The organism is Nocardioides luteus, from assembly GCF_015752315.1.
Lineage (GTDB): Bacteria > Actinomycetota > Actinomycetes > Propionibacteriales > Nocardioidaceae > Nocardioides.
Genome location: NZ_JADOVJ010000001.1, coordinates 4379726 through 4401956, shown reverse-complemented (window position 1 = coordinate 4401956; position 22231 = coordinate 4379726). Strand labels below are relative to the sequence as shown.

Below are 22231 nucleotides of genomic sequence, written 5' to 3'. Positions count from 1 at the left end.
ATGTCGGCTTCGCTGCTGCTGCAGAGCCTGATCCTGGGGCTGCTGCTCGGAGGCCTCTACGCCCTGCTCGCCGCCGGCCTGACGCTCTACTTCGGCGTCATGCGGGTCGTGATGATCGCGCACTCCGCGTTCCTGATCCTGGCTGCGTACCTGGCCTGGTTCTTCACCCAGCAGACCGGGCTCGACCCGCTGCTCTCGCTGTTCATCACCGTGCCGCTCTTCTTCGCCGCGGGCTACGGGATGCAGCGGGCGCTGCTCTCGCGGCTGCGACCGGCGACGCTGACGATGATGTCGGTGCTGCTGACCTTCGCGATCGCGCTGGTGATCGAGGGCGGCCTCGGCTACCTCTTCTCCGGCACCCAGCGACGGATCCAGCTCGGCTACTCCGGCGCGAGCCTGGAGCTGTGGGGCGCCCGGATCGCGGTGGTCAAGCTGATCGCCTTCGGGCTGGCCGCGGTCTCGCTCCTGGCACTGTTCCTGCTGCTCAAGAAGACCCGTTTCGGGCAGGCGCTGCGGGCCACGATCCAGCACCGCGAGGCCGCCCAGCTGCTCGGCATCGACACCGACCGGATCGCCGGCTTCGGCTTCGGGCTCGGCCTGGCGACCGCCGCGGTCGGCGGCACCGCGCTCGCGCTCGACGCCACCATCTACCCCTCGCTGCACTGGCACTGGATCGGCCCGCTGATGGCGATCATCGTGATCGGCGGCCTCGGCAGCATCCCCGGCGCCGCGATCGCGGCGATGCTCCTCGGGGTCACCCAGGCGCTGCTGCAGATCCCGATGGGCACCACCTGGGCGCAGACGGTCTTCTACCTCGCCCTCTTCGCCACCCTCATGTTCCGCCCCCAGGGTTTCTTCGGAGGTCGCCTTGCTCAGCGCTTCTAGACACAAGCAGAGCCGTACGTCCCCGGGCCGCTCGATCCTGGCGACCAAGCTCGTCGCGGCGGCCGTCGGGCTCGCCCTCGTGCTCGCCTTCCCGGCGCTCGCCCCGGACCCGTTCATCCTGTCGGTGGGCGTGGTGATCGCCAGCTATGCCGCCCTCGCGGTGGCGTGGAACTTCGTCGGCGGGCTGACCGGCTACATCTCGCTGGGCCACGCCGCCTACTCGGGGCTGGGCGGCTACGGCACCGCGCTGCTGATCACCGAGGTCGGGGCGAACCCGTGGCTCTCGATGGTGATCGCGGCGGTCCTCGTCGGCGTGGCCGCGGTGCCGATCGGGATCGCGTCGCTGCGGGTCCGCGGAGCGTCGTTCGTGATCGTCTCGATCGCGCTGGTGCTCATCCTGCTGCTGGTCGCGCAGAGCTGGGCCGGCGTCACCGGTGGGTCCAACGGGCTACGAGTGCCGCGGCCGTTCGGCACCGACGTACTCCGGCCCGAGCAGCACGAGCGGTTCTTCTACCTGTTCGTCGGGCTGACGCTGGTCGCGCTCGCACTGTGGTGGGTGATCGACCGGTCCCGACTCGGCACCGGGCTCAAGGCGATCCGGGAGGACGAGGACAAGGCCCAGGCCCTGGGCGTACCCACCTTCGCCTACAAGCTCGTCGTCTTCGTGGTCTCGGCGTTCTTCACCGCGATGGCGGGCGGGATGTACGCCCTCTGGTTCGGCTCGCTCGACCCGATCTTCCAGTTCTCCATCCTGACCGGCTCCTATCTGGTGCTGATGTCGCTGCTCGGCGGCGTACGCAGCCTGCTCGGTCCGGTCGTCGGCGCGGTGATCGTGGGCTATGCGGTCGAGTTCTTCAAGAACCAGTACGGTGACACCCAGCTGCACCTGGTCGCGCTCGGGCTGCTGCTCGCCCTGGTCGTGCTCTTCATGCCCGACGGGGTGATCCCGTGGCTGACCTCGCAGCTCGACCGGCTCCGTCCCGGCAGCACCTCGATCCGCGAGGTCGACGCCGCCCAGCTGGCCGAGCAGCGCAAGGCGCTCGAGGAGGCGAAGTCATGACCGGACCGATCGAGCACAGCCTGGAGATCCAGAACCTGACCAAGTCGTTCGGCGGCGTCCGCGCCGTGGACGACGCGACGGTCACCTTCCACGAGGGCAGGATCAACGCCCTGATCGGCCCGAACGGGTCGGGCAAGACCACGTTCTTCAATTGCGTGACCGGGATGATCCGTCCCGACTCGGGCACGGTGACCTACCGCGGCCGCGACGTGACCGGCCACGCACCCCACCGGATCGCGCGGGCCGGGCTCGGCCGCAGCTTCCAGCTGTGCCGGATCTTCCCGCGGATGACGGTGCTCGACAACGTGCTCGCCGGCGTCCGCTCGGCGGGCGTCATGCACCGGCTGCGCGGGGCGCACAACCCCGACGACATCGCCCGGGCCCGTGAGCTGCTGGCCAGGGTCGGCATCGAGCACCTCGAGCGCAGCGAGGCCCGCGACATCTCCTACGGCCAGCAGAAGCTGCTCGAGCTGGCCGGGGTGCTGATGGCCGAGCCCGACACGATCATGCTCGACGAGCCCGCCGGGGGAGTGAACCCGGCGCTGATCGGCCGGATCGCCACCCTCGTGCGCGAGCTCAACGCCGAGGGCCGCACCTTCGTCATCGTCGAGCACAACATGGAGCTGGTGATGAGCCTCTCCGACCATGTCGTGGTCTTCGACCGCGGCCGGCCGATCGCCTCCGGTGCGCCGGCGGACGTGCAGAACGACCCACGAGTCCTGGAGGCCTACCTTGGTGTCTGAACCTCTCCTCGAGCTGCGCGACATCGAGGCCGGCTACGGCCGCGCGGCGCTGGTCCTGCGTGGCCTCACGCTCACCGTTCCCGCAGGTCAGATCGTCTGTCTGGTCGGGCCGAACGGCGCCGGCAAGTCCACCGTGCTCAAGGTCGCCAGCGGCATGCTGACACCGCGCTCGGGGACCATCACGGTCGACGGCGTCGACGTCACCCGCAACGGTCCGCAGCAGATGCTCCGGGCGGGCATGGCCCACGTCCTGCAGGGCCACTCCGTCTTCAAGGAGATGACCGTGGCCGAGAACGTCGGCCTGGGCGCCCACACGGTGCGTGACGCGGCCGCGATCCAGGAGCGGACCGACTTCGTGAAGAGCCTCTTCCCAGTCGTCGCCGAGCGCTGGCACACCCTCGCCGGCGCGCTCTCCGGCGGTCAGCAGAAGCAGGTCGAGTTCGCCCGCTCGCTGATGGTGAGCCCGAAGGTCGTCCTGCTCGACGAGCCCAGCATGGGCCTGGATCCCAAGACCACCGCGACCGTGTTCGAGCAGGTCGTACGCATGCGGGACGCCGGGCTGGCGGTCCTGCTCGTCGAGCAGAACGCCCGGCGGGCCCTGGAGTCGGCCGACCTGGGCTGCGTACTGGATCTGGGGAAGGTGCACATCTCAGGTCGGGCCGCCGACCTGCTCGCCGACCCGCGGATGGCGGAGCTCTATCTCGGGGGAGCCGCAACGACCTCAGCAGGGGCCACCGATGGTCTCGAATAGGGGAAGGGAAGCACCATGAGATGGAAGCTGAACCGAATGATGGGGCGAGGCGTACGCGCCGGTGTGATCGCCCTCGCCGTTGCCCTGGCCGCTCCGGTCGCCGGAGCCCAGGCACACCCGCCCGAGGGGCCCGGCCTGGCCGTGGTCAAACCCAGGGCGAGCCTCGCCGACTGGGATCCGCTGACCGATGAGAAGTGGGCCTTCGAGGACGGCCAGGTGATCCTGACCGAGCCGGGGACGCCGCAGCCGGGCCCGCGACGGCCCTTCGAGTACGCCATCGTCACGCAGGGCCCCGAGCTCGGCTCGCTCACCTACCGCGCCGAGGTGCGCATCGACGAGGCCGTCACGGTCACCAACCGCGACGTGATCCTGGTCTGGAACTACCAGTCACCGACGCGCTTCTACTACGCCCACCTCTCGACCGACAACACCATCTACCCCCACAACGGCATCTTCGTGGTCAACGACGCCGACCGGCTGCGGATCGACCACCAGTGGAACGGCACGGTCGGCGCCGCGCCGTCGATCACCGACGCGGAGTGGCACGACGTACGCCTCGACTACAACGCCCGCACGGGCGCGATCGCGGTCTACCTCGACGGCGCCGACGAGCCTCGGATGACCGCCACCGACACCAGCTTCGCCGGAGGCCGGTTCGGCTTCGGTTCCTTCGACAACTTCGGGCGCATCCGTGACGTGACCGTCGCGGGCGTGCGTCATCGCTGAACCTTCGGTAAGGAGAGAACAACCCATGGAAACCTCACGTCTATGGGGCAGACAGGCGCGGGCCGGCCTCGCCGTCGGCGCCCTGCTCGCCGCGCTGCTCACCCCCACGCTCTCGCTCAGTTCCGCAGGCGCCGCCATCCCCGGCAGCGAGCCCGTCCCCGACCCCATCCCCGAACAGCCCGTACGCAGCAGCCTCGGCCTCGTGCTCGAGGAGGTCACCCAGCTCCCTGCGACCGAGCCCTACCCCGCCCCCACCGACCAGCGCCTGGTACGCCACAACCGCATCAACTTCATCGGTGAGGTTCCTGACGGCTCGGGCCGGATGTACGTCCCCGACCTCAACGGGCCGATGTATCTGCTCGAGGGTGGGCAGCAGCACGAATACCTGAACCTCCGGGACCACTTCGTCGACTTCTGGTCCGGTGCCGGGCTGGGCAGTGGCGCCGGGTTCATCACCTTCCACCCCGAGTTCGAGACCAACGGGCTCTTCTACACCACCCACACCGAGCGCTTCGGCGGCTTCGCGAAGACCCCGACGTTCCCGTCCCAGACCAACCCCGGCTCCGGGCGGACCGTCAGCGTCGTGACCGAGTGGCACGCCACCGACCCGACCGCGAACACGTTCGCAGGAACCAGCCGCGAGGTGATGCGCATCGACTTCGCCGGCCAGATCCACGCCATCCAGCAGATCGACTTCAACCCGACCGCTCGGCCCGGCGACGAGGACTACGGCCTGCTCTACATCGCCTCCGGCGACGGCGGCAACGGCGTCCGCAGCGACGACCCGCAGAACCTCGCCAACCCCTTCGGCAAGATCCTGCGGATCGACCCGCTCGCCCGCGACGGCCGCAACGGGGCGTACGGGGTCCCGGACAGCAACCCGTTCGTCGACCGGGAGGGAGCGATCGGCGAGATCTGGGCGTACGGCATGCGTGACCCGCACCGGTTCTCCTGGGACGTCGAGACGGGCCGGCTGCTGCTCGGCCACATCGGTCAGCACGCGATCGAGGGCGTCTACGACGTACGGGCCGGGGACAACCTCGGCTGGAGCGAGATCGAGGGCCGGCTGCTCTACGACAACACCGACGAGTGCGCTCTCTACACGGTGCCCGACGACTACGACATGTCCGGCTTCACGCTCCCGGTCGCGTCCTTCGACCACGACCCGCCGGCCAACTACCCCTGCACCTCCGACAGCGGCCACGCGGTCAGCGGCGGTGTCGTCTACCGTGGCCGCTTCGACGACCTTCGCGGGAAGTACGTCTTCGGCGACCTGGTCAACGGCGAGGTCTTCTGGACCGACGCCCGGCAGATGAAGCGGGGGAGCAGCCGGGAGGCGACCCTGCACCAGATGCAGCTCTTCGACACCTCGGGCAAGCGGCTCTCGATGCAGGACTTCGTCGACCACCCGCGCGTCGACCTGCGCTTCGGCACCGACTCGCGCCGCAACCTCTACCTGCTGGCCAAGGCCAACGGGAAGATCTGGAAGGTGGTGAACACGGTGCAGCGGCCGTGGCCGAGCGAGGTCGTGCCGTCGCTGCGCGAGGACCTGGTCAGCTACTACGACTTCGAGCACCCCTTCGCCCCGGGGGCACGCGAGGAGGACCAGGGCTTCTCGCGGACACTGCTGAACCAGGTCAACGGCGGCAACGCGATGCAGGTCACCGACTCCGCCTACCGGACCAGCAACAACGCCCTGCAGACCAAGCAGGTCGACCCGGAGGTCAACGGCAACGATGACTGGAAGGCGGGGTCGTGGAACCAGAACGGCGTCGCGTCGCTGGCGCCGTTCGCCGGAGCCGAGCAGATCACCGTGGCCGGCTGGTTCAAGGTCGACATGGACGGCCCCGCGCTCAACTCGGTGACCGCCGACCCGACGGACCGCTACAACGCCATCGGCCTGGCAGGGGTGCTCTCGGGCAACTCCGACGGCCACGGCGTGCGCGCCCTGCTCGAGCTCATCAACGTCAACGGCACCCTGCGCCTGGTCGCGCTCGGCCGCCGGCTCGACGAGGGTGCCTCGCAGACGTTCGCGGCCTCGGCGGACTGGCAGACCCTGCTGCCGCGCGGGCAGTGGGTGCACCTGGCGGCGACGTTCGACTACACCACCGGGAAGATGGCGCTCTACCGCAACGGCAAGGCCGTCGAGGGGTTCTACACCTCCGCCGGTGACCCGTGGCAGGTCGACGGCACCGGCACCTCCGACACGTTGCCGCGAGGCATCAAGATCGGCGGTTCGTTCCCGCAGGACACCGTCGAGCGGAACCCCTGCGACTGCCGGATGGACTCGCTGATGTTCCTCGACCGGGCGATCACCCCGGACGAGGCGCGGGCCCAGTACCAGCGGTTCGTCAACGGCCGCTGACGCCGTCGAGGCGGTGTCCTGAGCTTGTCGAAGGGAGCACGGCCCGGTCAGCGGACCGGGCCGTGCACCTCGCTGCGGAGCCGGGCCATGGTGGCGTCGAGGTCGGCCGCGGTGCGGGCCGCGGCGCCGAGCTCGTCGCGCAGGGTCGAGGGGACGGTGCCGTCGTACTTGTAGTAGATCGAGTGCTCGACGCTGGCCCAGAAGTCCATCGCGATGGTGCGGATCTGCAGCTCGACCGGCACGTCCACCGCACGGTCGGAGAGGTAGACCGGCACCTTGATGATCAGGTGGAGGCTGCGGTAGCCGTTGGCCTTGGGCTCGGCGATGTAGTCCTCGACCTCGACGACGTCGACGTCGGACTGGCTGCCCAGCATCTCCATGATCCAGTAGACGTCGGAGACGAACGGGCAGACCACCCGGATCCCGGCGATGTCGCGGATCTGCTGCTCGAGCGCCTCGAGGGTGAGCGGGCAGCCGATCTTGCGGGCCTTCGCGAGCAGGCTGTCGGGCGACTTGAGCCGGGTGCGTACGTGCTCGATCGGGCTGTGGTCGTGGGCGTGCTCGAACTCCTCGCGCAGGATCGCGATCTTGGTCGAGACCTCGTCGATCGCGAACTTGTAGCGCATCCGGAACCGGGCCAGCTCGCGGGCCATCTCGTCGCCGCTCGCCTCGACAAGATCGATCAACCCGTTGATCGGGTTGTCGTCGACTGTTGTCATTGTCCCCTCCTGACAGAGTCATCTTTACAGGCCGCGACAAGACGCCGGCGGGGTGGCCATATCAGACCGGGGCGAGGGACCCGGAGGTCACCAGGTCTTCCGACCCTCTTCTGGACACCGAGGTGCCCTGGCTCGGCGGCGCCCGATACAGTGACACCCCTCGGGGGATAAATACCCCTCGGGGGATACAGGTCTGTTCGGGTTGCCTACGAGTAAGGACACTTCCCCCACATGCGCATTCTGCTGCTCGTCTCCGCGTTCAACGGCCTGACCCAGCGGGTCTGGTGCGATCTGAAAGAGGGTGGCCACGACATCGGTGTCGTGCTCGCACCCGTTCATGACGACTCGTCCCTGGTGGCGGCCGTCGAGGCGATCGAGCCCGAGCTGATCCTGTGCCCGTTCCTCAAGCACCGGGTGCCCGAGGCGGTCTGGGGGAGCTACCCCACGGTCGTGATCCATCCGGGCCCGGTCGGCGACCGCGGCCCGTCCTCCCTCGACCACGCCACGCTCGACGGGCGTTCGCGCTGGGGCGTCACGGCGCTGTCCGCCGTCGAGGAGATGGACGCCGGACCGGTCTGGGCGACCGAGACCTTCGCGATGCCCGAGGTCCCGATCGCGAAGAGCGCGCTCTACAACGGGCCGGTCGCCGACGCGGCGATGGCCTGTGTCGCGGAGGTCGTCCGGATGGTCGCCGCAGGGGAGGGGCCGAAGCCCGCCGAGGAGTGGCCCGCGGAGGTCGAGGGCACCGGCGAGCTCCCGCTGCTGCGCCGGAAGGCGTTCGAGATCGACTGGTCCGCACCGGCCACCGAGATCGCTCGGAGGATCGCGGCGGCGGACGGAGCGCCGGGTGCTCCGGCGACCGTCGAGGGCAGGACGTACTGTCTCTTCGACGCGGTGGCGACCCCCGACGAGCACGGCGAGCACGAGCACGGCACGGTGGTCGGCGTCGACACCGACGCGGTCGCGATCGCCACCGGCGAGGGCACCCTGTGGGTCGGCTACGCCGCGACGCTCGACAAGAAGCGCGGCCCGAAGCTCCCGGCCGCGTGGGTGCTCGACACCCGCCACGCGCCCTATCTGAGGATGCCCGACGCGCTGGCCGAGACGACCTACGAGCGTGACGGCGACGTCGGCTACCTGACCCTGCGCTCCTACAGCGGCGCGATGCACACCCAGCAGTGCCGGCGGATGACCGATGCGGTGCGCAAGGCGCTCATCGAGGACACCACGGTCCTGGTCGTACGCGGCACCGAGCACGCCTTCTCCAACGGCATCCACCTCGGCGTGATCGAGGCGGCTCCGGACCCGGCTGCCGAGGCCTGGGACAACATCCGTGCCATCGACGAGCTCTGCATGGCGATCGCCGAGGCCGAGCAGCTGACCATCGCCGCGTTCACCGCCAACGCCGGCGCGGGCGGCGTGATGGCCGGCCTCTGTGCCGACATCACGGTCGCGCGCGCCGGTGTCGTGCTGAATCCCTACTACGACATGGGCATCTTCGGTTCCGAGCTGCACACCTGGGGTCTGCCGAGCCGGGTCGGCTCCGAGAAGGCCGACGAGCTGCTCGGCGCGAAGCTGCCGATCTCGGCCGCCGAGGCGGCTCGCATCGACATGGTCAGCGAGCTCGGCCCGCGCGACGCGGCCGAGTTCGAGGGCTGGCTGCGCGACCTGGCGAAGAGCTACACCGAGCCCGGGGCGTACGTCCCGGCGCTGGCTGCTCGTGAGTCCCGCCGGGCCGGCTCGATGCCGATGTCCTACTACCAGAGCATCGAGCTGGCCGAGATGGCCCGCGACATCTTCGATGACCGGCACGGGTTCGCCGCGAAGCGGCAGGCGTTCGTCACCAAGGCGGCGCCGACCGAGACGCCGTCGAAGATCCGGTTCTGACGGGTGACCTGTTGACAGACTAGAACGTGTTCCACCAACCTGAGGCGTGTGATCTGACTCACACGCCTCAAGGAGGAGCACGTGACCCAGGCGCCCCCGCCGCCCGAGATGACCTTCCAGAAGTCGGGCCGCGACCCTGCGGCGATCGGCGCGAGGCTGGAGCACTGGCTGACCACCGCGCTCCCGCCCGGCGCCGATCCCGAGGTCGCCATCCTCGACGGCGTCGACGCCAACGGGATGTCCAGCGAGACCGTGCTGCTCGACGTCACCTCGATGGTCGACGGGTGGAGGCAGACGAAGGCGTACGTCCTGCGGGTGGCGCCCCGCCCGGAGGACATCCCGGTCTTCGCGACCTATGACCTGCAGGCGCAGTACGACGCGATGCGCCTGGCCGGCTCGCTGTCGTCTGTGCCGGTGCCCGAGGTCGGCCTCGCCGAGATGACCGGCTCGGTGCTGGGGACGCCGTTCTTCCTGATGGAGCGGGTCGAGGGGGTCGTTCCGCCGGACGTGATGCCCTACAACTTCGGCGACAGCTGGCTCTTCGACGGCTCCGCCGCGGACCGGGCGGCACTGCAGAGGCGCTCGGTCGAGGTGCTCGCCGGGCTCCACGCCATCCCCGGTGCCGCCTCGCGCTTCGCCTTTCTCGACCCCGCCCTCGCCGGTCATTCCGGCGAGACGCTGCTTGCTCGCAACCTGGCCAAGACCCGGGCCTGGTACGCCTTCGCCTCCACCGCCGAGGAGTGGGGCGGTCGCTCGCCGCTGGTCGAGCGGGGTCTGGCCTGGCTCGAGGCCAACCTCCCCGACGAGGTCGGCGAGCCCGTCCTGTGCTGGGGCGACGCGCGGATCGGCAACATCATCTACCGCGACTTCGCACCGGTCGCCGTCCTCGACTGGGAGATGGTCGGCCTCGGGCCCCGCGAGATGGACGTGACCTGGATGATCTTCGCCCACCGGATCTTCGAGGACCTGGCCTCGATGCTGGGTCTTCCGGGGATGCCGGACTTCCTCACCGCCGACGACGTCCGCGATGCCTACGTCGCCGCGAGCGGTGTCGAGCTCGGCGACCTGACCTGGCACGAGGTCCACGCCGCGGTCATGTGGGGCGTCATCTACCTGCGGATCGCGGCCCGACAGATCCACTTCGGGGAGATCGAGGCGCCCGAGGACCCGGAGTCGGCGCTCTACCACCGGGCGATGTTCGAGGTGATGCTCGACGAGGTCGGCGCGTGACCGGGACCTTTCGGGCTCACGGGGAGTACGTCGGTGTCGGCCCGCTCGACGAGTACCCGATCCACCAGCTCCCGCGCCCGGTGGCCTGGGCCGGCAGCAGCGACCGCAACTTCTACGACCGCTGCTACCTCAACGCCCATGACCGCACCGGCGACCTCTTCCTGATCACCGGGATGGGGTTCTACCCCAACCTCGGCACCAAGGACGCGTACGTCCTGCTCCGCCGTGGCGACGAGCAGACCGCCGTGCACCTCGGCGACGGCGCCGACCCTCGGGGCGGTGACCGGATGGAGCAGCGGGTCGGAGCGTACCGGATCGAGGTCACCGAGCCGCTGCGCAAGCTACGGCTGGTGATGGAGGAGACCCGCGGGATCGCGCTGGACCTGCGGTGGGAGGGCTCGTTCGACGTGGTCCAGGAGCAGCCGCACGTGATGCGGCAGGGGGCGGCGACCGTGCTGGATGCGCAGCGGTTCGCGCAGGTCGGGACCTGGGAGGGGGTGATCGAGGTCGACGGCGAGACGATCGCCGTCGACCACGATCGCTGGGTCGGCACCCGGGACCGGTCCTGGGGCATCCGCCCTTCGGGGGAGGGTGTGCCGGCGGGCAAGCCCGCCGACCCGGGGTTCGAGGGGATGTGGTGGCTCTACCTGCCGTTGCGGTTCGAGGAGTTCGCCGTCGTCCTGATCATCCAGGAGACGCCCGACGGCTATCGCACCCTCAACGACTGCACGCGCACCTTCGCCGACGGCCGGGTCGAGCAGCTCGGCTGGCCGCACGTCCGGATCCACTACCGGGACGGGACTCGGATCCCGGAGGGCGCGACGATCACCTGCACGACGCCGACGGGGGAGCAGCTGGTGCTCGAGGTCTCCTCGCTGCTGGGCGTGCCGATCCACGTCGGTGGCGGCTACGGCGGCGACTCCGACTGGGCGCACGGGGTCTGGAAGGGTGCCGGGTTCACCGAGCGGCTGACCTATGACCTGAACGCGCCCGAGGTCGCCGGCCGGGTGCCGTTCGGCGTGATCGACCACGTCGGGCGCGCGGTCGCGCACAGTCCGAGCGCTGATGGGGTCGAGGGCTGGGGGCTCTTCGAGCACGGGGTCCTCGGCCGCCACGACCCCTCCGGTTTCACCGACTGGCTCGACCGGGTCTGACCCGCCGAGGCGTCACCCCCGTCGGCCGAGCCGGCATCCGGATGCCGGCTCGGCCGACGTACGTGACGCCTCGGCCTGCCTGCCTGACGCCTCGCCATCCCGGTCTCAGGATCCGAACAACAATTTATGACTAAACTCTAGTGACTTACTCTGGTTTGGACGGACCAACCAGAGGAGAGCCATGATCCGCCCCACCCCACCGCGCCTGACCGCCATCGCCGCCGTTCTCACCACCCTGCTCCTGGGACTGACGGCCTGCGGCGGCGCCGATGCCTCCAGTGCCTCCAAGCTCGCCGCCGACGCGGCGCTCCCCGACCAGGTCCCGGAGGGGACCGTCCTGCGCCTCGGGCTCCCGCCGATCGAGGTCGCGCTGAAGACGTCCGGCCTGATCGACGAGGTCGAGGGCTATGAGATCGAGTGGGCCAACATCTCCGGTGGTCCGAAGAGCATCGAGGCGTTCCGCGCCGACGCGCTGGACGCGAGCTACGTCGCCGAGATCCCGCCGCTCTTCGCGACCTGGACCGACACGCCCGTCAAGATCGTCGCGGTCACCGAAAACCCGGACCCGCTCGCCAACCCGATCTACGAGCTCGGCATCGCGCCGAAGTCGAAGGTCAAGACGATCCAGGACCTGAAGGGCAAGAAGATCGCCTACTCGCCCGGCCAGGCCCAGGGCGCGCTGATCCTGAAGACGCTCAGGGCCGCCGGGCTCACCCAGAAGGACGTCGAGCTGGTCGAGATCCAGAGCGTCGACGACACCTTCTCCAACGCGCTGGCGTCCAACCAGGTCGACGTCGCCCCGCTCGGGGGCACGCAGCTGGCCTCCTACCTGGCCAAGTACGGCCGTGACGGTGCGACCTCGATCCGCACCGGCATCCGCGACGACTCGACCCTCATCTACGGGCCGGAGAAGACCTTCGAGGACTCCGCCAAGGCGGCCGCGTTCAAGGACTTCCTCGGGCTGTGGGTCAAGGCCGAGAAGTGGGTCGACGAGCATCCGGACGAGTGGATCCAGGCCTACTACGTCGACCACGAGGGACTCACCTTCGAGGACGGCAAGAAGGTCTTCGAGACCTCCGGTCAGAACGTCATCCCGGAGAACTGGGACGGCTTCATCGAGCGACAGCAGGAGACCGCGGACATCCTCTCGGAGGAGCAGGACCATCCGGAGCTGGACGTCGCCGACCTCTATGACCGCCGCTACGAGAAGGTCATCGCCGAGGCCCTGAAGGAGGGTCAGTGATGGCCACCACGGCAGTCGAGGCGCCGATCGTCGGCGTCGTCTCCGAGAAGGTCACCGACCAGAGGGTCGTACGCCGCCGCCTCGGGCCCGGGCCGCGGGTCCCCGGCACGCTGTGGATCGGGCCGGTCCTGCTCCTGGGGCTGTGGATCGTCGCCTCGGCGACGGGCGTGCTGGATCCGCGTACGTTGTCCGAGCCGTGGGTCGTGGTCGAGACCGCTCAGCGGCTGATCGCCGACGGGCGGCTTCCCGAGGCGCTCGCGACCTCGGCCTACCGGGCCGCGCTCGGGTTGGTGATCGGGATCGGCGTCGGGTTGGCCCTGGCCCTGGTCTCCGGGCTCAGCCGGGCCGGTGAGGCGCTGATCGACGGTCCGGTGCAGGTGAAGCGGGCCATCCCGAGCCTGGCGCTGATGCCGCTCCTGATCCTGTGGCTGGGGATCGGGGAGCCGATGAAGGTGATCACGATCGCCCTCGGCGTACTCATCCCGATCTACATCCACACCCACAACGGGCTGCGCGGCATCGACAGCCGCTACGCGGAGCTGGCCGAGACCGTCAGCCTGGGACGCGGCGCGTTCATCCGGCACGTGGTGCTGCCGGGGGCGACGCCGGGGTTCCTGCTCGGACTGCGGTTCGCGGTGCTCAACGCGCTGCTTGCCCTCGTGGTCGTCGAGCAGGTCAACGCGACCAGCGGCATCGGCCACATGATCACCCTCGCGTCCAGCTACGGCCAGACCGAGATCATCGTCGTCGGCCTGGTCGTCTACGCCCTGCTGGGCCTGGTCGCCGACGGCATCGTCCGCTTCACCGAGAGGAAGGCACTGGCATGGCGACGCACGCTGGAGAGTCACTGAAAGACCCTGCCGTACGCGTCGAGGGGCTGCACCGCAGCTTCTCCGAGGCGGGCGGCGTGCTCAACGGGCTCGACCTCACCATCGACGCCGGTGAGTTCGTGGCACTGATCGGGCGGTCCGGGTCCGGGAAGTCGACGCTGCTGCGGGCCCTGGCCGGTCTCGACCGCTCGGTGGCGGGATCGGGAGTCGTGGACGTGCCCGAGCGGGTCTCGGTGGTCTTCCAGGACTCGCGGCTGCTGCCGTGGCGACGGGTGCTGGACAACGTGATCCTGGGCTTGTCGGGTCCAGACGCACGGCCCCGTGGCCTCGAGGCGCTCTCCGAGGTCGGGCTCGAGGGCCGCGACAAGGCCTGGCCGCACGAGCTCTCCGGTGGCGAGCAGCAGCGCGCGGCGCTGGCCCGGTCGCTGGTCAGGGATCCCCAGCTGCTGCTGGCCGACGAGCCGTTCGGTGCCCTGGACGCGCTGACCCGGATCAAGATGCACAAGCTGCTCAAGAAGCTGTACGCCGCCCACAACCCCGCCGTCCTGCTGGTCACCCACGACGTCGACGAGGCGATCGCCCTGGCCGACCGGGTGATCGTGCTGGTCGACGGTGTCGTCGGCTCGGACATCCGGATCGACCTGGGCGCGAAGCGGAGCCCGGGCGATCCGCGGTTCGCGTCGCTGCGTGCCCAGCTTCTGACCGAGCTGGGTGTGGTCGAGTCGGTCGAGGAGGAGGTGGCCTGATGGGCGCTCGACAGCTCCACCTCAACCTGTTCCTGCTCGACACCGGTCACCACGAGGCCTCGTGGCGGCTGCCCGGGTCGGACCCGCACGCCAACCTCTCGCTCGCGGCGCACCAGCACCTGGCCCGGGTCGCGGAGGAGGCCAGGTTCGACTCGCTGTTCCTGGCCGACTCGCCGGCCCTGTTCGGCGAGCCCGGCCGGCGCCCGTCGGGTCGGATCGAGCCGACCGTGCTGCTGTCCGCGCTGGCGGTCTCCACGCAGCACATCGGCCTGATCGCGACGGCCTCGACGTCGTACAACGACCCGTTCAACCTCGCCCGGCGGCTGGCCTCGGTGGACCACATCTCCGGCGGCCGGGCGGGGTGGAACATCGTCACGACCGCCGGTGACGCCGCCGCCCGCAACTTCGGTCTGGAGGGGCAGCCGCTGCACAAGACCCGCTACGAGCGGGCCTCGGAGTTCCTGGAGGTGGCCACCAAGCTGTGGGACAGCTGGGCCGACGACGCGATCGTCGCCGACAAGGACGCCGGGGTGCATGCGGTCGGTGACCGGATCCGGCCGATCTCCCATGTCGGGCCGCACTTCTCGGTGGAGGGGCCGCTCAACCTGGCGCGGTCGCCGCAGGGTCACCCGCTGCTCGTCCAGGCGGGCTCCTCCGACGACGGCAAGGAGTTCGCGGCCCGCTGGGCCGAGGCGATCTTCACCGCCCAGCCGACCCTCGAGGAGAGCCAGGCGTTCTACGCCGACATCAAGCGGCGCGTGGCCGCGGCCGGGCGCAACCCCGACCACGTGCTGGTGCTGCCCGGGATCGTCCCGGTCCTGGGTGACACCGAGGCCGAGGCGCGGGAGCTGGAGGCGGAGCTGGACCGGCTGATCGCCCCGGAGTACGCGGTGGCGCAGCTCGCCCAGCTCCTGCAGGTCGATCCCTCCCGGCTCCAGCTCGACGAGCAGCTGCCGGCCGACATCGCGACCGAGGACGAGATCGAGGGCGCCAAGAGCCGCTACACGCTCATCGTCGACTGGGCCCGCCGCGACCGGCTCACCGTGCGGGAGCTGATCGGCAAGCTGGGTGGTGGGCGTGGGCATCGCACGTTCGCCGGGACGCCTGTCCAGGTCGCCGACACCATCCAGCACTACTTCGAGAACGGGGCGGCCGACGGGTTCAACATCATGCCCGCCGTCCTGCCCTCGGGGCTCGAGGCGTTCGCGTCCTCCGTCGTGCCGATCCTGCAGGAGCGCGGGCTCTTCCGGACCGAGTACTCCGGGGTCACCCTCCGGGACCACTACGGGCTCCCGCGTCCGGAGAACCGGCTCGACCTCGAGGCCGCGGAGGTCGCTTCCTGAAGACGGCCGACTCGGCGCGACCGTCCCGCAGGTCGCGCCGAGTCGGCTCGTCCTGACGGGGTCGGCTGGGGTCAGCGGACCACGTCGGGCGTCATCAGATCCTGGTTCTCCTCGACCCACTCGCCCATCCGATCCTCACGGACCGCGCGCCACAGGTCGCGGTCGCGGGAGGGGTCGAGACGTACGACCGACTGGTCGCCGACCATGCCGGTGCCGTCCGTCGGGACGGTGAGGTAGCTGATGTCGTCGGTGCGCAGGTTGCGGAGCGAGGCGGCGAGCTTGGCCATCTGCGTGGTCGACCAGTCGTCGTCGACAGAGGCGTGCTCGGAGAAGAGGGTGAGGAGGTCGAGGACCTGGTCGGGGTTCTTGCGCAGCTCCTGGTTGAGGGTCTGCTTGAGCAGAGTGCGGAGGAAGGCCTGCTGGCGGGCGACGCGGTCGAGGTCGCCGTCCTGGAGGCCGTAGCGCTGGCGTACGTAGAGGAGCGCCTCCTCGCCGTCGAGGTGGTGGCGGCCGGCCTCCCAGCGGACACCTCGGGCCGAGTCGTAGACGGTCTTCGGGATGTCGATGTCGACGCCGCCGACGGCGTCGGTCAGCGCCTTGAAACCGTCCCAGTCGATGACGGCGAGGTGGTCGATGCGTACGTCGGTCATCTTCTCGACCGTCTCGACCGTGAGCGTGGGGCCGCCGAAGGAGTAGGCCCAGTTGACCTTGCCCTTCCCGTGGCCGGGGATGTCGACCCAGGAGTCACGGGGGATCGAGACCACCGAGGCGGAGCGGCGGTCGCCGTCGAGATGGACGAGCAGCATCGTGTCCGACCGTGCCTGGCCCGGCTGCCAGCCGGGAGCCTCGGCGCCGGTGGTGGGGGCGTCGGAGCGGGTGTCGGTGCCGAGGACGAGGATGTTGACCGCGTCCGCGGCCGACCCGGAGGTGGGCTTGGCCGGCCGGTCGGTCAGCCCGGTGAAGGTGTCGGGCAGACGGTTGATGTTGCCCTCCACCTTGGCCTGGAGCCACAGGATCCCGGTCAGCGCTACCGCGCACAGCAGGAGGAGGCACACCAGCAGCCCGATCAGCGGCTTGCGGGCACGGCGCCATCCGCGCGCGCGGGGCTCGCCCGCAGGATCCGACTGCGGCGGCACGGGCGGGTGATCGAGGATGGCCACCCGAGTATGTGACCCGGCACGCCCCGACTGCGGGGCCCAGATGCTCGCCATTCCTCAATTTCAGGCACCGCTCGGTAACGGCTGGTAACCAAAAATAGGTAGGCAATACGTCGTGTGGTGCGGCTGAGTAAAGTCACTTTGCTGTATGGCGCTGTTCACGCTGGAGCCGATGTCTCCAGGTGCTTCCAGCCGCCTGGCTGTGTCTTGGGAGGGCACAGCTCGATGAATGACCAGGGGAGAACTGTGTCGAAGCCAAGTGTCGGACCCGACGAACGTGCCCGGCTGCACGAGGCTGCCTCGGTGCTGGCCGGGGTCCGGGCTGCGACGTCGCTGCTCAACTCGCCGGGTGAGATCGACGAGGAGCGGCGCGCCGCGATGGCGGCGATGGTGCAGAGCGAGCTGCAGCGCCTCGAGCGGATGGTCCGGCAGCAGCAGGACGCCGCGAGGCCGGCGACCCCGGAGCCGCGCGCCGATGAGCTGCGCGCCGAGGTGATCGACCTCGACGCCGTGGTGGCCGCCATGGTCCTCGCCCACGAGGCGAAGGGCGCCGACATCGAGTGGCGGCCCAGCCGGATGCTCGCGCTGGGCGACTCCGACCAGCTGACCGAGGCCCTCAACGTGCTCCTCGACAACGCTGCCGCGCACGGCAGCGGCACGGTCCGGATCGAGGTACGTGTCGCCGGAGCGGCGAGCACCTCGCTCGAGATCGCGGTCTCCGACGACGGGCCCGGGGTCGCGCCGGAGCTGCGCCGCCGGATCTTCGCCTGGGGCGTCAGCCGACCGGGTTCCACGGGCCAGGGCATCGGCCTGCACGCCGCGCGCGACCTGATGGAGCGCCAGGGCGGCTATCTCGAGCTGGTCGAGACCGGCGGGCGCACCACCTTCGTGATCGGCATCCCGATGCTCGGCTGTATCGACGACGGGGCCGCCGAAGGGGCCGACGAGCACGACACCCCGACCCGGGGAGGTCGCCGTGGTGTCGCCGCGTAAACGGGTGAAGGTGGTCATCGTCGAGGACCACACCCTGTTCGCCGAGTCCCTCGAGCTGGCGCTCACCTTCGAGGGCTACGACGCCCACCGCATCGACCTTCCGCAGGAGCCGCCGTCGGAGGCCAAGCTCACCGGGCTGATCATGCGCTCCCAGCCTCGCATCGTCCTGCTCGACCTCGACCTGGGGCAGCACGGATCGGGCGTACGCCTGATCTCCCCGCTCGCCCGGGCGGGCGTCGACGTCGTCGTGGTGACGGGTGCGACCGACGAGACCCGCTGGGGCCACGCCCTGCACGCCGGCGCCCGCACGGTGCTGCCCAAGACGGTGCCGCTGGGCGAGATCCTGGGCACCGTACGCCGCCTCAACTACGGCCACAGCGTGCTCGACGTCGACGAGCGTGAGCGCCTGATCCGCGCCTGGGTGGGGCAGGAGCAGGACATCATCGAGATCCGTCGCCGCCTCGCGCAGCTCTCCCGGCGGGAGTCGCAGGTGCTCGAGCACCTGATGGACGGCCTGACGGTGGGTGACATCGCCAAGCTGCGCGTGGTCTCCGAGGCGACGGTGCGCACCCAGGTGAAGTCGATCCTCGCCAAGCTCGGCGTCTCCTCGCAGATCGCGGCGGTCAGCATCGCCCACAAGGCGGAGTGGCGGGCCGCCTGACGCCTGGGCGTCAGCACGCGACGAGGCCGTCGTCCTCGCTCGTGCCGCGCAGGACGTACAACGTGCCGGTCTGCGGGCAGCGCCAGGCGTCTCCCTGGGCGACCAGCGGCGCACCGGCGTGCCCGACCCAGCCCACCTGCCGCGCCGGGACCCCGACGACCAGGGCATGGTCCGGTACGTCGCGGGTGACCACGGCACCCGCCGCGACCATCGCCCAGGCGCCGATCGTGACCGGCGCGACGCAGACGGCGCGGGCGCCGATGCTGGCGCCGGTGCGTACGGTCACGCCGACGGCCTCCCAGTCGTCGCCGTCCTTGAGGGTGCCGTCCGGGTTGACGGCGCGAGGCAGGTAGTCGTTGGTGAACACCACCGCCGGCCCGACGAAGGCGCCGTCCTCGAGCACCGCCGGCTCGTAGACCAGCGCATGGTTCTGGATCTTGCAGCGGTCACCCACCACGACCCCGGGACCGACGTACGCCCCCCGGCCGATGATGCACTCGCTGCCGACGCGGGCGTGCTCGCGGATCTGGGCCAGGTGCCAGACGAGGGTTCCCTCGCCGATCATGGCGCGGTCGTCGACGTCCGCGCTCGGTTCGATGCGGGGTTCGATCCGAGGTTCGACCCGGGGTGCGATCCGGGGCTCCGCCCCTATTTCCTCCATGGTCATGACGCCAGCAAAGCGGGACCGGGAGGCGTGCGGGGCGGCCTCGGTGCGGCGTACCCGATTCAGCGTAGGACCGCGGGTGAGGCCGCCTCCGAGATGAGGACGCGGGGCTTCGCGGAGGCCGAGGTGTCGAGGGACCAGACGTCGCTGACCGGCTCGTCCTCGCGCTGGAGGCCGTAGAGCACGGTGTCGTCGTCGAGCCACTCGATCTGGTCGTCGATGCTGTGGGTCTCGCCGGCGAGCACGGTGCGCCGCCCGGTGGCGAGGTCGAGGACCGCGGGCGTCCACCGGGTGCCGTCCGCGACGGCCTCCTTGAACGCGATCCGGGTGCCGTCGGGAGAGAGCGACGGGCACTCGACGTGGTCGGCGATCGTGGTCAGGGAACGCGCGGCGAGGTCGCCACGGACCAGGTAGGTCCGTCCGCCGGTGGCGAGGGTGGCATAGAACGTGCGGTCGTCGTCGGCGAAGGTGACGCCCCAGATGTTGCGGTCGACCGGGGCGACCCGGCGGCCGTCGACGACCAGCCTGAACTTCTCCAGGTTCCCGTAGCTCTTCCCGCCGATCCGGCGGACGACGGTGCGCGTGGAGAACCCGCTGACCATGTAGGAGTCGCCGTTGACGAAGACCGTCGAGGAGACCAGCCGTCCGTCCGGCGAGATCCGGGTGCGGCTGGGCAGCCCGGGCAGGTCGGTCCCGTCCACCTCGCGCCATCGCTTCCCCGGAGCCGAGGTCTCCAGGTCGGTCGCCCGGTAGCGGCTCACCACGCCGCGCTCGGTCGCCAGGCACGACACGGAGCTCGCCTGCGCGTAGACCCGGTCGCAGCTCAGGTCGGTCAGTGCCCGGGCGCCGCCGGGATCGGCCAGCGCCACCGCCGCGACGTGCCCGTAGTCGGCGTCGCGGCCGGTGTGCTGGAAGAGGATCCTCGGCCCCTCCTCGACCTGCGCCAGGGAGGTGGTCGTCGCGTCGGTCGCCCGGGACGTACGCCGGTCGTTCTCGGCGATCGCCGAGAGGGCGTACGCGGTCATGGCGGCCGTGACGAGCACGACGACCGCGCCGAAGACCGTGGTGCGCCGGTTCATCCCTGGACCTTCGTCGGGGGCTCGGCGGGCTCGAGGCCAGGTCGTTCGGACCCGAGAAGCCGGCGCAGCACGGCGAGGCCGGCCGGTATCGCGGCGACCAGCACCACGCAGACGGCGAGCATCGCGAGCCGGGGGCCGACGGCGTACCAGAGCAGGCCGAAGCCGGTCGCCGCGACCAGCCGGGCGAGAGCCACCGCGGTCTGGGCGGTGGCGATGCCGCTGGCACGTACGGTCTCGGGGACCAGCTGTCCGGCCACCGCGGCCAGGGTGCCGTCGGTCGCGGCGTAGAAGACGCCGAGGAGGAGCACCGCGGCGCACGTCGTCCAGAACGCGCCGGAGCCGGTGGCCGCGCACAGGTACGCGGCCGCGAGCGGGAGGTGACCGAGCACGAGGACCCGGACCCGCCCGACGTGGTCAGCGAGCCGTCCCATCGGGACGGCCAGGGCGAGGTAGGCGAGGTTGGTGCCGACGTAGAGGACCGGGAACCACTGGGCCGCGAAGCCGCCGGTCTCGAGCAGCGCGAGGTAGACGAAGCCGTCGCCGACGGTCAGGAGCGCGAGCACCCCGGAGACGCCGATCACCCGCGCGAGACCGGGCGTGAGCGCGGCACGCCAGCGCACCTTGGCGCGGGGCTCGCGGCGGGGAGCGACCCGGCGGACGGCTCCGGTGCGGAACGGGACGAAGAAGGCCATCGTGGCCACCCCGAGCACCGCGAAGCCGAGCGAGACGACCAGGACGGTCTCGTAGCCGTCGGCGATCCGCCACAGGATCACGAACGCCAGCAGCGGCCCGAGCGTCGCCCCGATCGTGTCCAGCGCCCGGTGGACGCCGAAGCTGCGGCCGAGGTGCGCCGGGTCGCTGGAGGCGGCGATCATCGCGTCGCGCGGAGCGGTGCGTACGCCCTTGCCGACGCGGTCCAGCGAGATCGCTGCGGAGATCGTCCCGAAGCCACCCGCGAAGATCAGCCCGAGCCGCGCGACCGCGCTCATCGCGTAGCCCGCCAGGGCCACCGGCTGCGGCCGGTCGGTGCGGTCGGCGGCCCACCCGGCCGCGATCCGCACCAGCGAGGAGACGCCCTGGTAGAGCCCGTCGATGAGCCCGTACGCCACCGGCGAGAGCCCCACCACCGCGGTCAGGTAGAGCGGCAGGATGGCCGAGACCGACTCCGAGGAGATGTCGGTCAGCAGGCTGACGATGCCGAGGGTGATGACCGTCCGGGAGACCCGCCCGCCGGTGCGCTGCGGCTCGGCACTCGTGGTGGGACGGTCGCTGAGGGAGAGGTACACCGGCGCTCAGGTCTTCGTGCGGAGGACGGAGAAGAGGCTGAAGTCGACGGCGCGGCGGCCGGTCCGGGTGACCGTGACGCTCACCGTCTCGTCGCCGCGCTGCAGCGACACCGCGGGGGTGTTCTCGACCGAGGTGGTCGTGACCTCCTTGAAGCCGTGCTGGGCGAGGCTGGTCCGGAAGTGACGCAGTACGTCGCACGGCCGCCGGCAGCTCGCCGTCAGCGCCACCTGGAGCACGCCCTTGGTGGCCGAGACGCTGGAGACGTCAACGGTGGTCCGCGCCGGCGGTTCCAGCGCCGCCGGGTAGCCGGACACCAGCGCGCCCTTGCGGACCGCGGACTTCGGCAGCGGCTCCGAGATCAGCGCCGCCGACTTCGTACGTGGCTTCTCGGTCAGGCCGGGAAGTCCGGACTCGGACGGGGTCGAGGCTGCCTTCGGCAGCGCCTCGGTCGCGGGCTCGGGATCCGACTCCGACGTCGACCCGGACCCAGACCCGGACCCGGATCCCGACCCGGAGCTCGCGTCGGCTCCCGGTGAGCCCGACTGGGACGACGAGGCGCCTGCCGGGTCGCCGTCCTTGCCGGACGAGGAGCCGGCGAAACGCCCGGGCACCCAGAAGATCGTGACGCCGACGAGCACGCCGAGCAGCACGAGAAGGGCGAGGCGTTTGAGGTTCACGGGACCAGTCGACGCGCAGCGGAGCCGTGTC

General features: G+C 70.5%; 21 protein-coding genes. 15 read left to right on the top strand and 6 right to left on the bottom strand.

Going from position 1 to position 22231, the window contains the following annotated elements:
- Genes HD557_RS21120 through HD557_RS21095 form a run of 6 tightly spaced genes read left to right on the top strand, consistent with a single transcriptional unit; the run spans window position 1 to window position 6530 of the window.
- Window positions 1-885, top strand: coding sequence for a branched-chain amino acid ABC transporter permease (locus HD557_RS21120; protein WP_196875338.1), 885 nt, complete (start codon window positions 1-3; stop codon window positions 883-885).
- Window positions 869-1945, top strand: coding sequence for a branched-chain amino acid ABC transporter permease (locus HD557_RS21115; RefSeq protein ID WP_231380395.1), 1077 nt, complete (start codon window positions 869-871; stop codon window positions 1943-1945). The genes HD557_RS21120 and HD557_RS21115 overlap by 17 nt, the downstream gene beginning before the upstream one ends.
- On the top strand, window positions 1942-2688 hold the full coding sequence (locus tag HD557_RS21110; RefSeq protein ID WP_196875337.1) for an ABC transporter ATP-binding protein: 747 nt from the start codon (window positions 1942-1944) through the stop codon (window positions 2686-2688). The genes HD557_RS21115 and HD557_RS21110 overlap by 4 nt, the downstream gene beginning before the upstream one ends.
- On the top strand, window positions 2681-3439 hold the full coding sequence (locus HD557_RS21105; protein ID WP_196875336.1) for an ABC transporter ATP-binding protein: 759 nt from the start codon (window positions 2681-2683) through the stop codon (window positions 3437-3439). Before HD557_RS21110 ends, HD557_RS21105 begins: the two co-directional genes overlap by 8 nt.
- A 15-nt stretch (window positions 3440-3454) precedes the next feature.
- Window positions 3455-4165 carry a hypothetical protein gene (locus HD557_RS21100; protein ID WP_231380394.1) on the top strand — a complete coding sequence of 237 codons (711 nt, stop codon included), beginning with the start codon at window positions 3455-3457 and terminating at the stop codon, window positions 4163-4165.
- 25 nt (window positions 4166-4190) lie between these two features.
- A complete protein-coding gene (locus tag HD557_RS21095) occupies window positions 4191-6530 on the top strand; it encodes a PQQ-dependent sugar dehydrogenase (protein ID WP_196875335.1) in 2340 nt (779 codons plus the stop codon).
- A gap of 47 nt (window positions 6531-6577) precedes the next feature.
- On the opposite strand, the gene HD557_RS21090 is transcribed toward HD557_RS21095, so the two are convergent.
- Complete coding sequence (locus HD557_RS21090; protein WP_008363532.1) at window positions 6578-7249, bottom strand: GTP pyrophosphokinase; 672 nt, start codon at window positions 7247-7249, stop codon at window positions 6578-6580.
- A 231-nt stretch (window positions 7250-7480) separates the two neighbouring features.
- Here HD557_RS21090 and HD557_RS21085 point away from each other — a divergent pair, with 231 nt between their 5' ends.
- From HD557_RS21085 to HD557_RS21055, 7 genes are all read left to right on the top strand, one after another.
- Window positions 7481-9136: an enoyl-CoA hydratase-related protein gene (locus HD557_RS21085; protein ID WP_008363533.1), complete on the top strand. Its 1656-nt coding sequence runs from the start codon at window positions 7481-7483 to the stop codon at window positions 9134-9136.
- 81 nt (window positions 9137-9217) lie between these two features.
- Complete coding sequence (locus tag HD557_RS21080) at window positions 9218-10366, top strand: phosphotransferase family protein (protein WP_196875334.1); 1149 nt, start codon at window positions 9218-9220, stop codon at window positions 10364-10366.
- Window positions 10363-11520: a hypothetical protein gene (locus HD557_RS21075; RefSeq protein WP_196875333.1), complete on the top strand. Its 1158-nt coding sequence runs from the start codon at window positions 10363-10365 to the stop codon at window positions 11518-11520. The genes HD557_RS21080 and HD557_RS21075 overlap by 4 nt, the downstream gene beginning before the upstream one ends.
- A gap of 181 nt (window positions 11521-11701) precedes the next feature.
- Complete coding sequence (locus tag HD557_RS21070; RefSeq protein WP_196875332.1) at window positions 11702-12763, top strand: ABC transporter substrate-binding protein; 1062 nt, start codon at window positions 11702-11704, stop codon at window positions 12761-12763.
- On the top strand, window positions 12763-13614 hold the full coding sequence (locus tag HD557_RS21065; RefSeq protein WP_231380393.1) for an ABC transporter permease: 852 nt from the start codon (window positions 12763-12765) through the stop codon (window positions 13612-13614). Before HD557_RS21070 ends, HD557_RS21065 begins: the two co-directional genes overlap by 1 nt.
- Window positions 13587-14339 carry an ABC transporter ATP-binding protein gene (locus tag HD557_RS21060; RefSeq protein WP_196875330.1) on the top strand — a complete coding sequence of 251 codons (753 nt, stop codon included), beginning with the start codon at window positions 13587-13589 and terminating at the stop codon, window positions 14337-14339. The genes HD557_RS21065 and HD557_RS21060 overlap by 28 nt, the downstream gene beginning before the upstream one ends.
- On the top strand, window positions 14339-15682 hold the full coding sequence (locus HD557_RS21055) for an LLM class flavin-dependent oxidoreductase (protein WP_196875329.1): 1344 nt from the start codon (window positions 14339-14341) through the stop codon (window positions 15680-15682). Before HD557_RS21060 ends, HD557_RS21055 begins: the two co-directional genes overlap by 1 nt.
- Before the next feature lie 71 nt (window positions 15683-15753).
- On the opposite strand, the gene HD557_RS28815 is transcribed toward HD557_RS21055, so the two are convergent.
- Window positions 15754-16842 carry an LCP family protein gene (locus tag HD557_RS28815; protein WP_196875328.1) on the bottom strand — a complete coding sequence of 363 codons (1089 nt, stop codon included), beginning with the start codon at window positions 16840-16842 and terminating at the stop codon, window positions 15754-15756.
- Window positions 16843-17085: 243 nt separating this feature from the next.
- On the opposite strand from HD557_RS28815, the gene HD557_RS29085 reads away from it, so the two are divergent.
- Both HD557_RS29085 and HD557_RS29080 read left to right on the top strand, forming a co-directional pair.
- Window positions 17086-17832: a sensor histidine kinase gene (locus tag HD557_RS29085; RefSeq protein WP_196875327.1), complete on the top strand. Its 747-nt coding sequence runs from the start codon at window positions 17086-17088 to the stop codon at window positions 17830-17832.
- Entirely contained in the window at window positions 17819-18493 is a 675-nt protein-coding gene (locus tag HD557_RS29080; RefSeq protein ID WP_307785674.1) for a response regulator transcription factor, read from the top strand. Before HD557_RS29085 ends, HD557_RS29080 begins: the two co-directional genes overlap by 14 nt.
- Window positions 18494-18503: 10 nt before the next feature.
- Here HD557_RS29080 and HD557_RS21035 read toward each other — a convergent pair whose 3' ends face one another.
- The 4 genes from HD557_RS21035 to HD557_RS21020 are packed head-to-tail and all read right to left on the bottom strand — an operon-like array spanning window position 18504 to window position 22200.
- The gene (locus tag HD557_RS21035; protein ID WP_008363544.1) at window positions 18504-19160 is read right to left on the bottom strand and encodes an acyltransferase; all 657 of its coding nucleotides are present in this window, start codon (window positions 19158-19160) and stop codon (window positions 18504-18506) included.
- Window positions 19161-19219: 59 nt separating this feature from the next.
- Entirely contained in the window at window positions 19220-20236 is a 1017-nt protein-coding gene (locus HD557_RS21030) for a PD40 domain-containing protein (RefSeq protein WP_196875326.1), read from the bottom strand.
- A complete protein-coding gene (locus tag HD557_RS21025; RefSeq protein WP_196875325.1) occupies window positions 20233-21522 on the bottom strand; it encodes an MFS transporter in 1290 nt (429 codons plus the stop codon). The genes HD557_RS21030 and HD557_RS21025 overlap by 4 nt, the downstream gene beginning before the upstream one ends.
- Window positions 21523-21528: 6 nt before the next feature.
- Entirely contained in the window at window positions 21529-22200 is a 672-nt protein-coding gene (locus HD557_RS21020; RefSeq protein WP_196875324.1) for a hypothetical protein, read from the bottom strand.
- Between the last annotated feature and the right edge of the window lie 31 nt (window positions 22201-22231).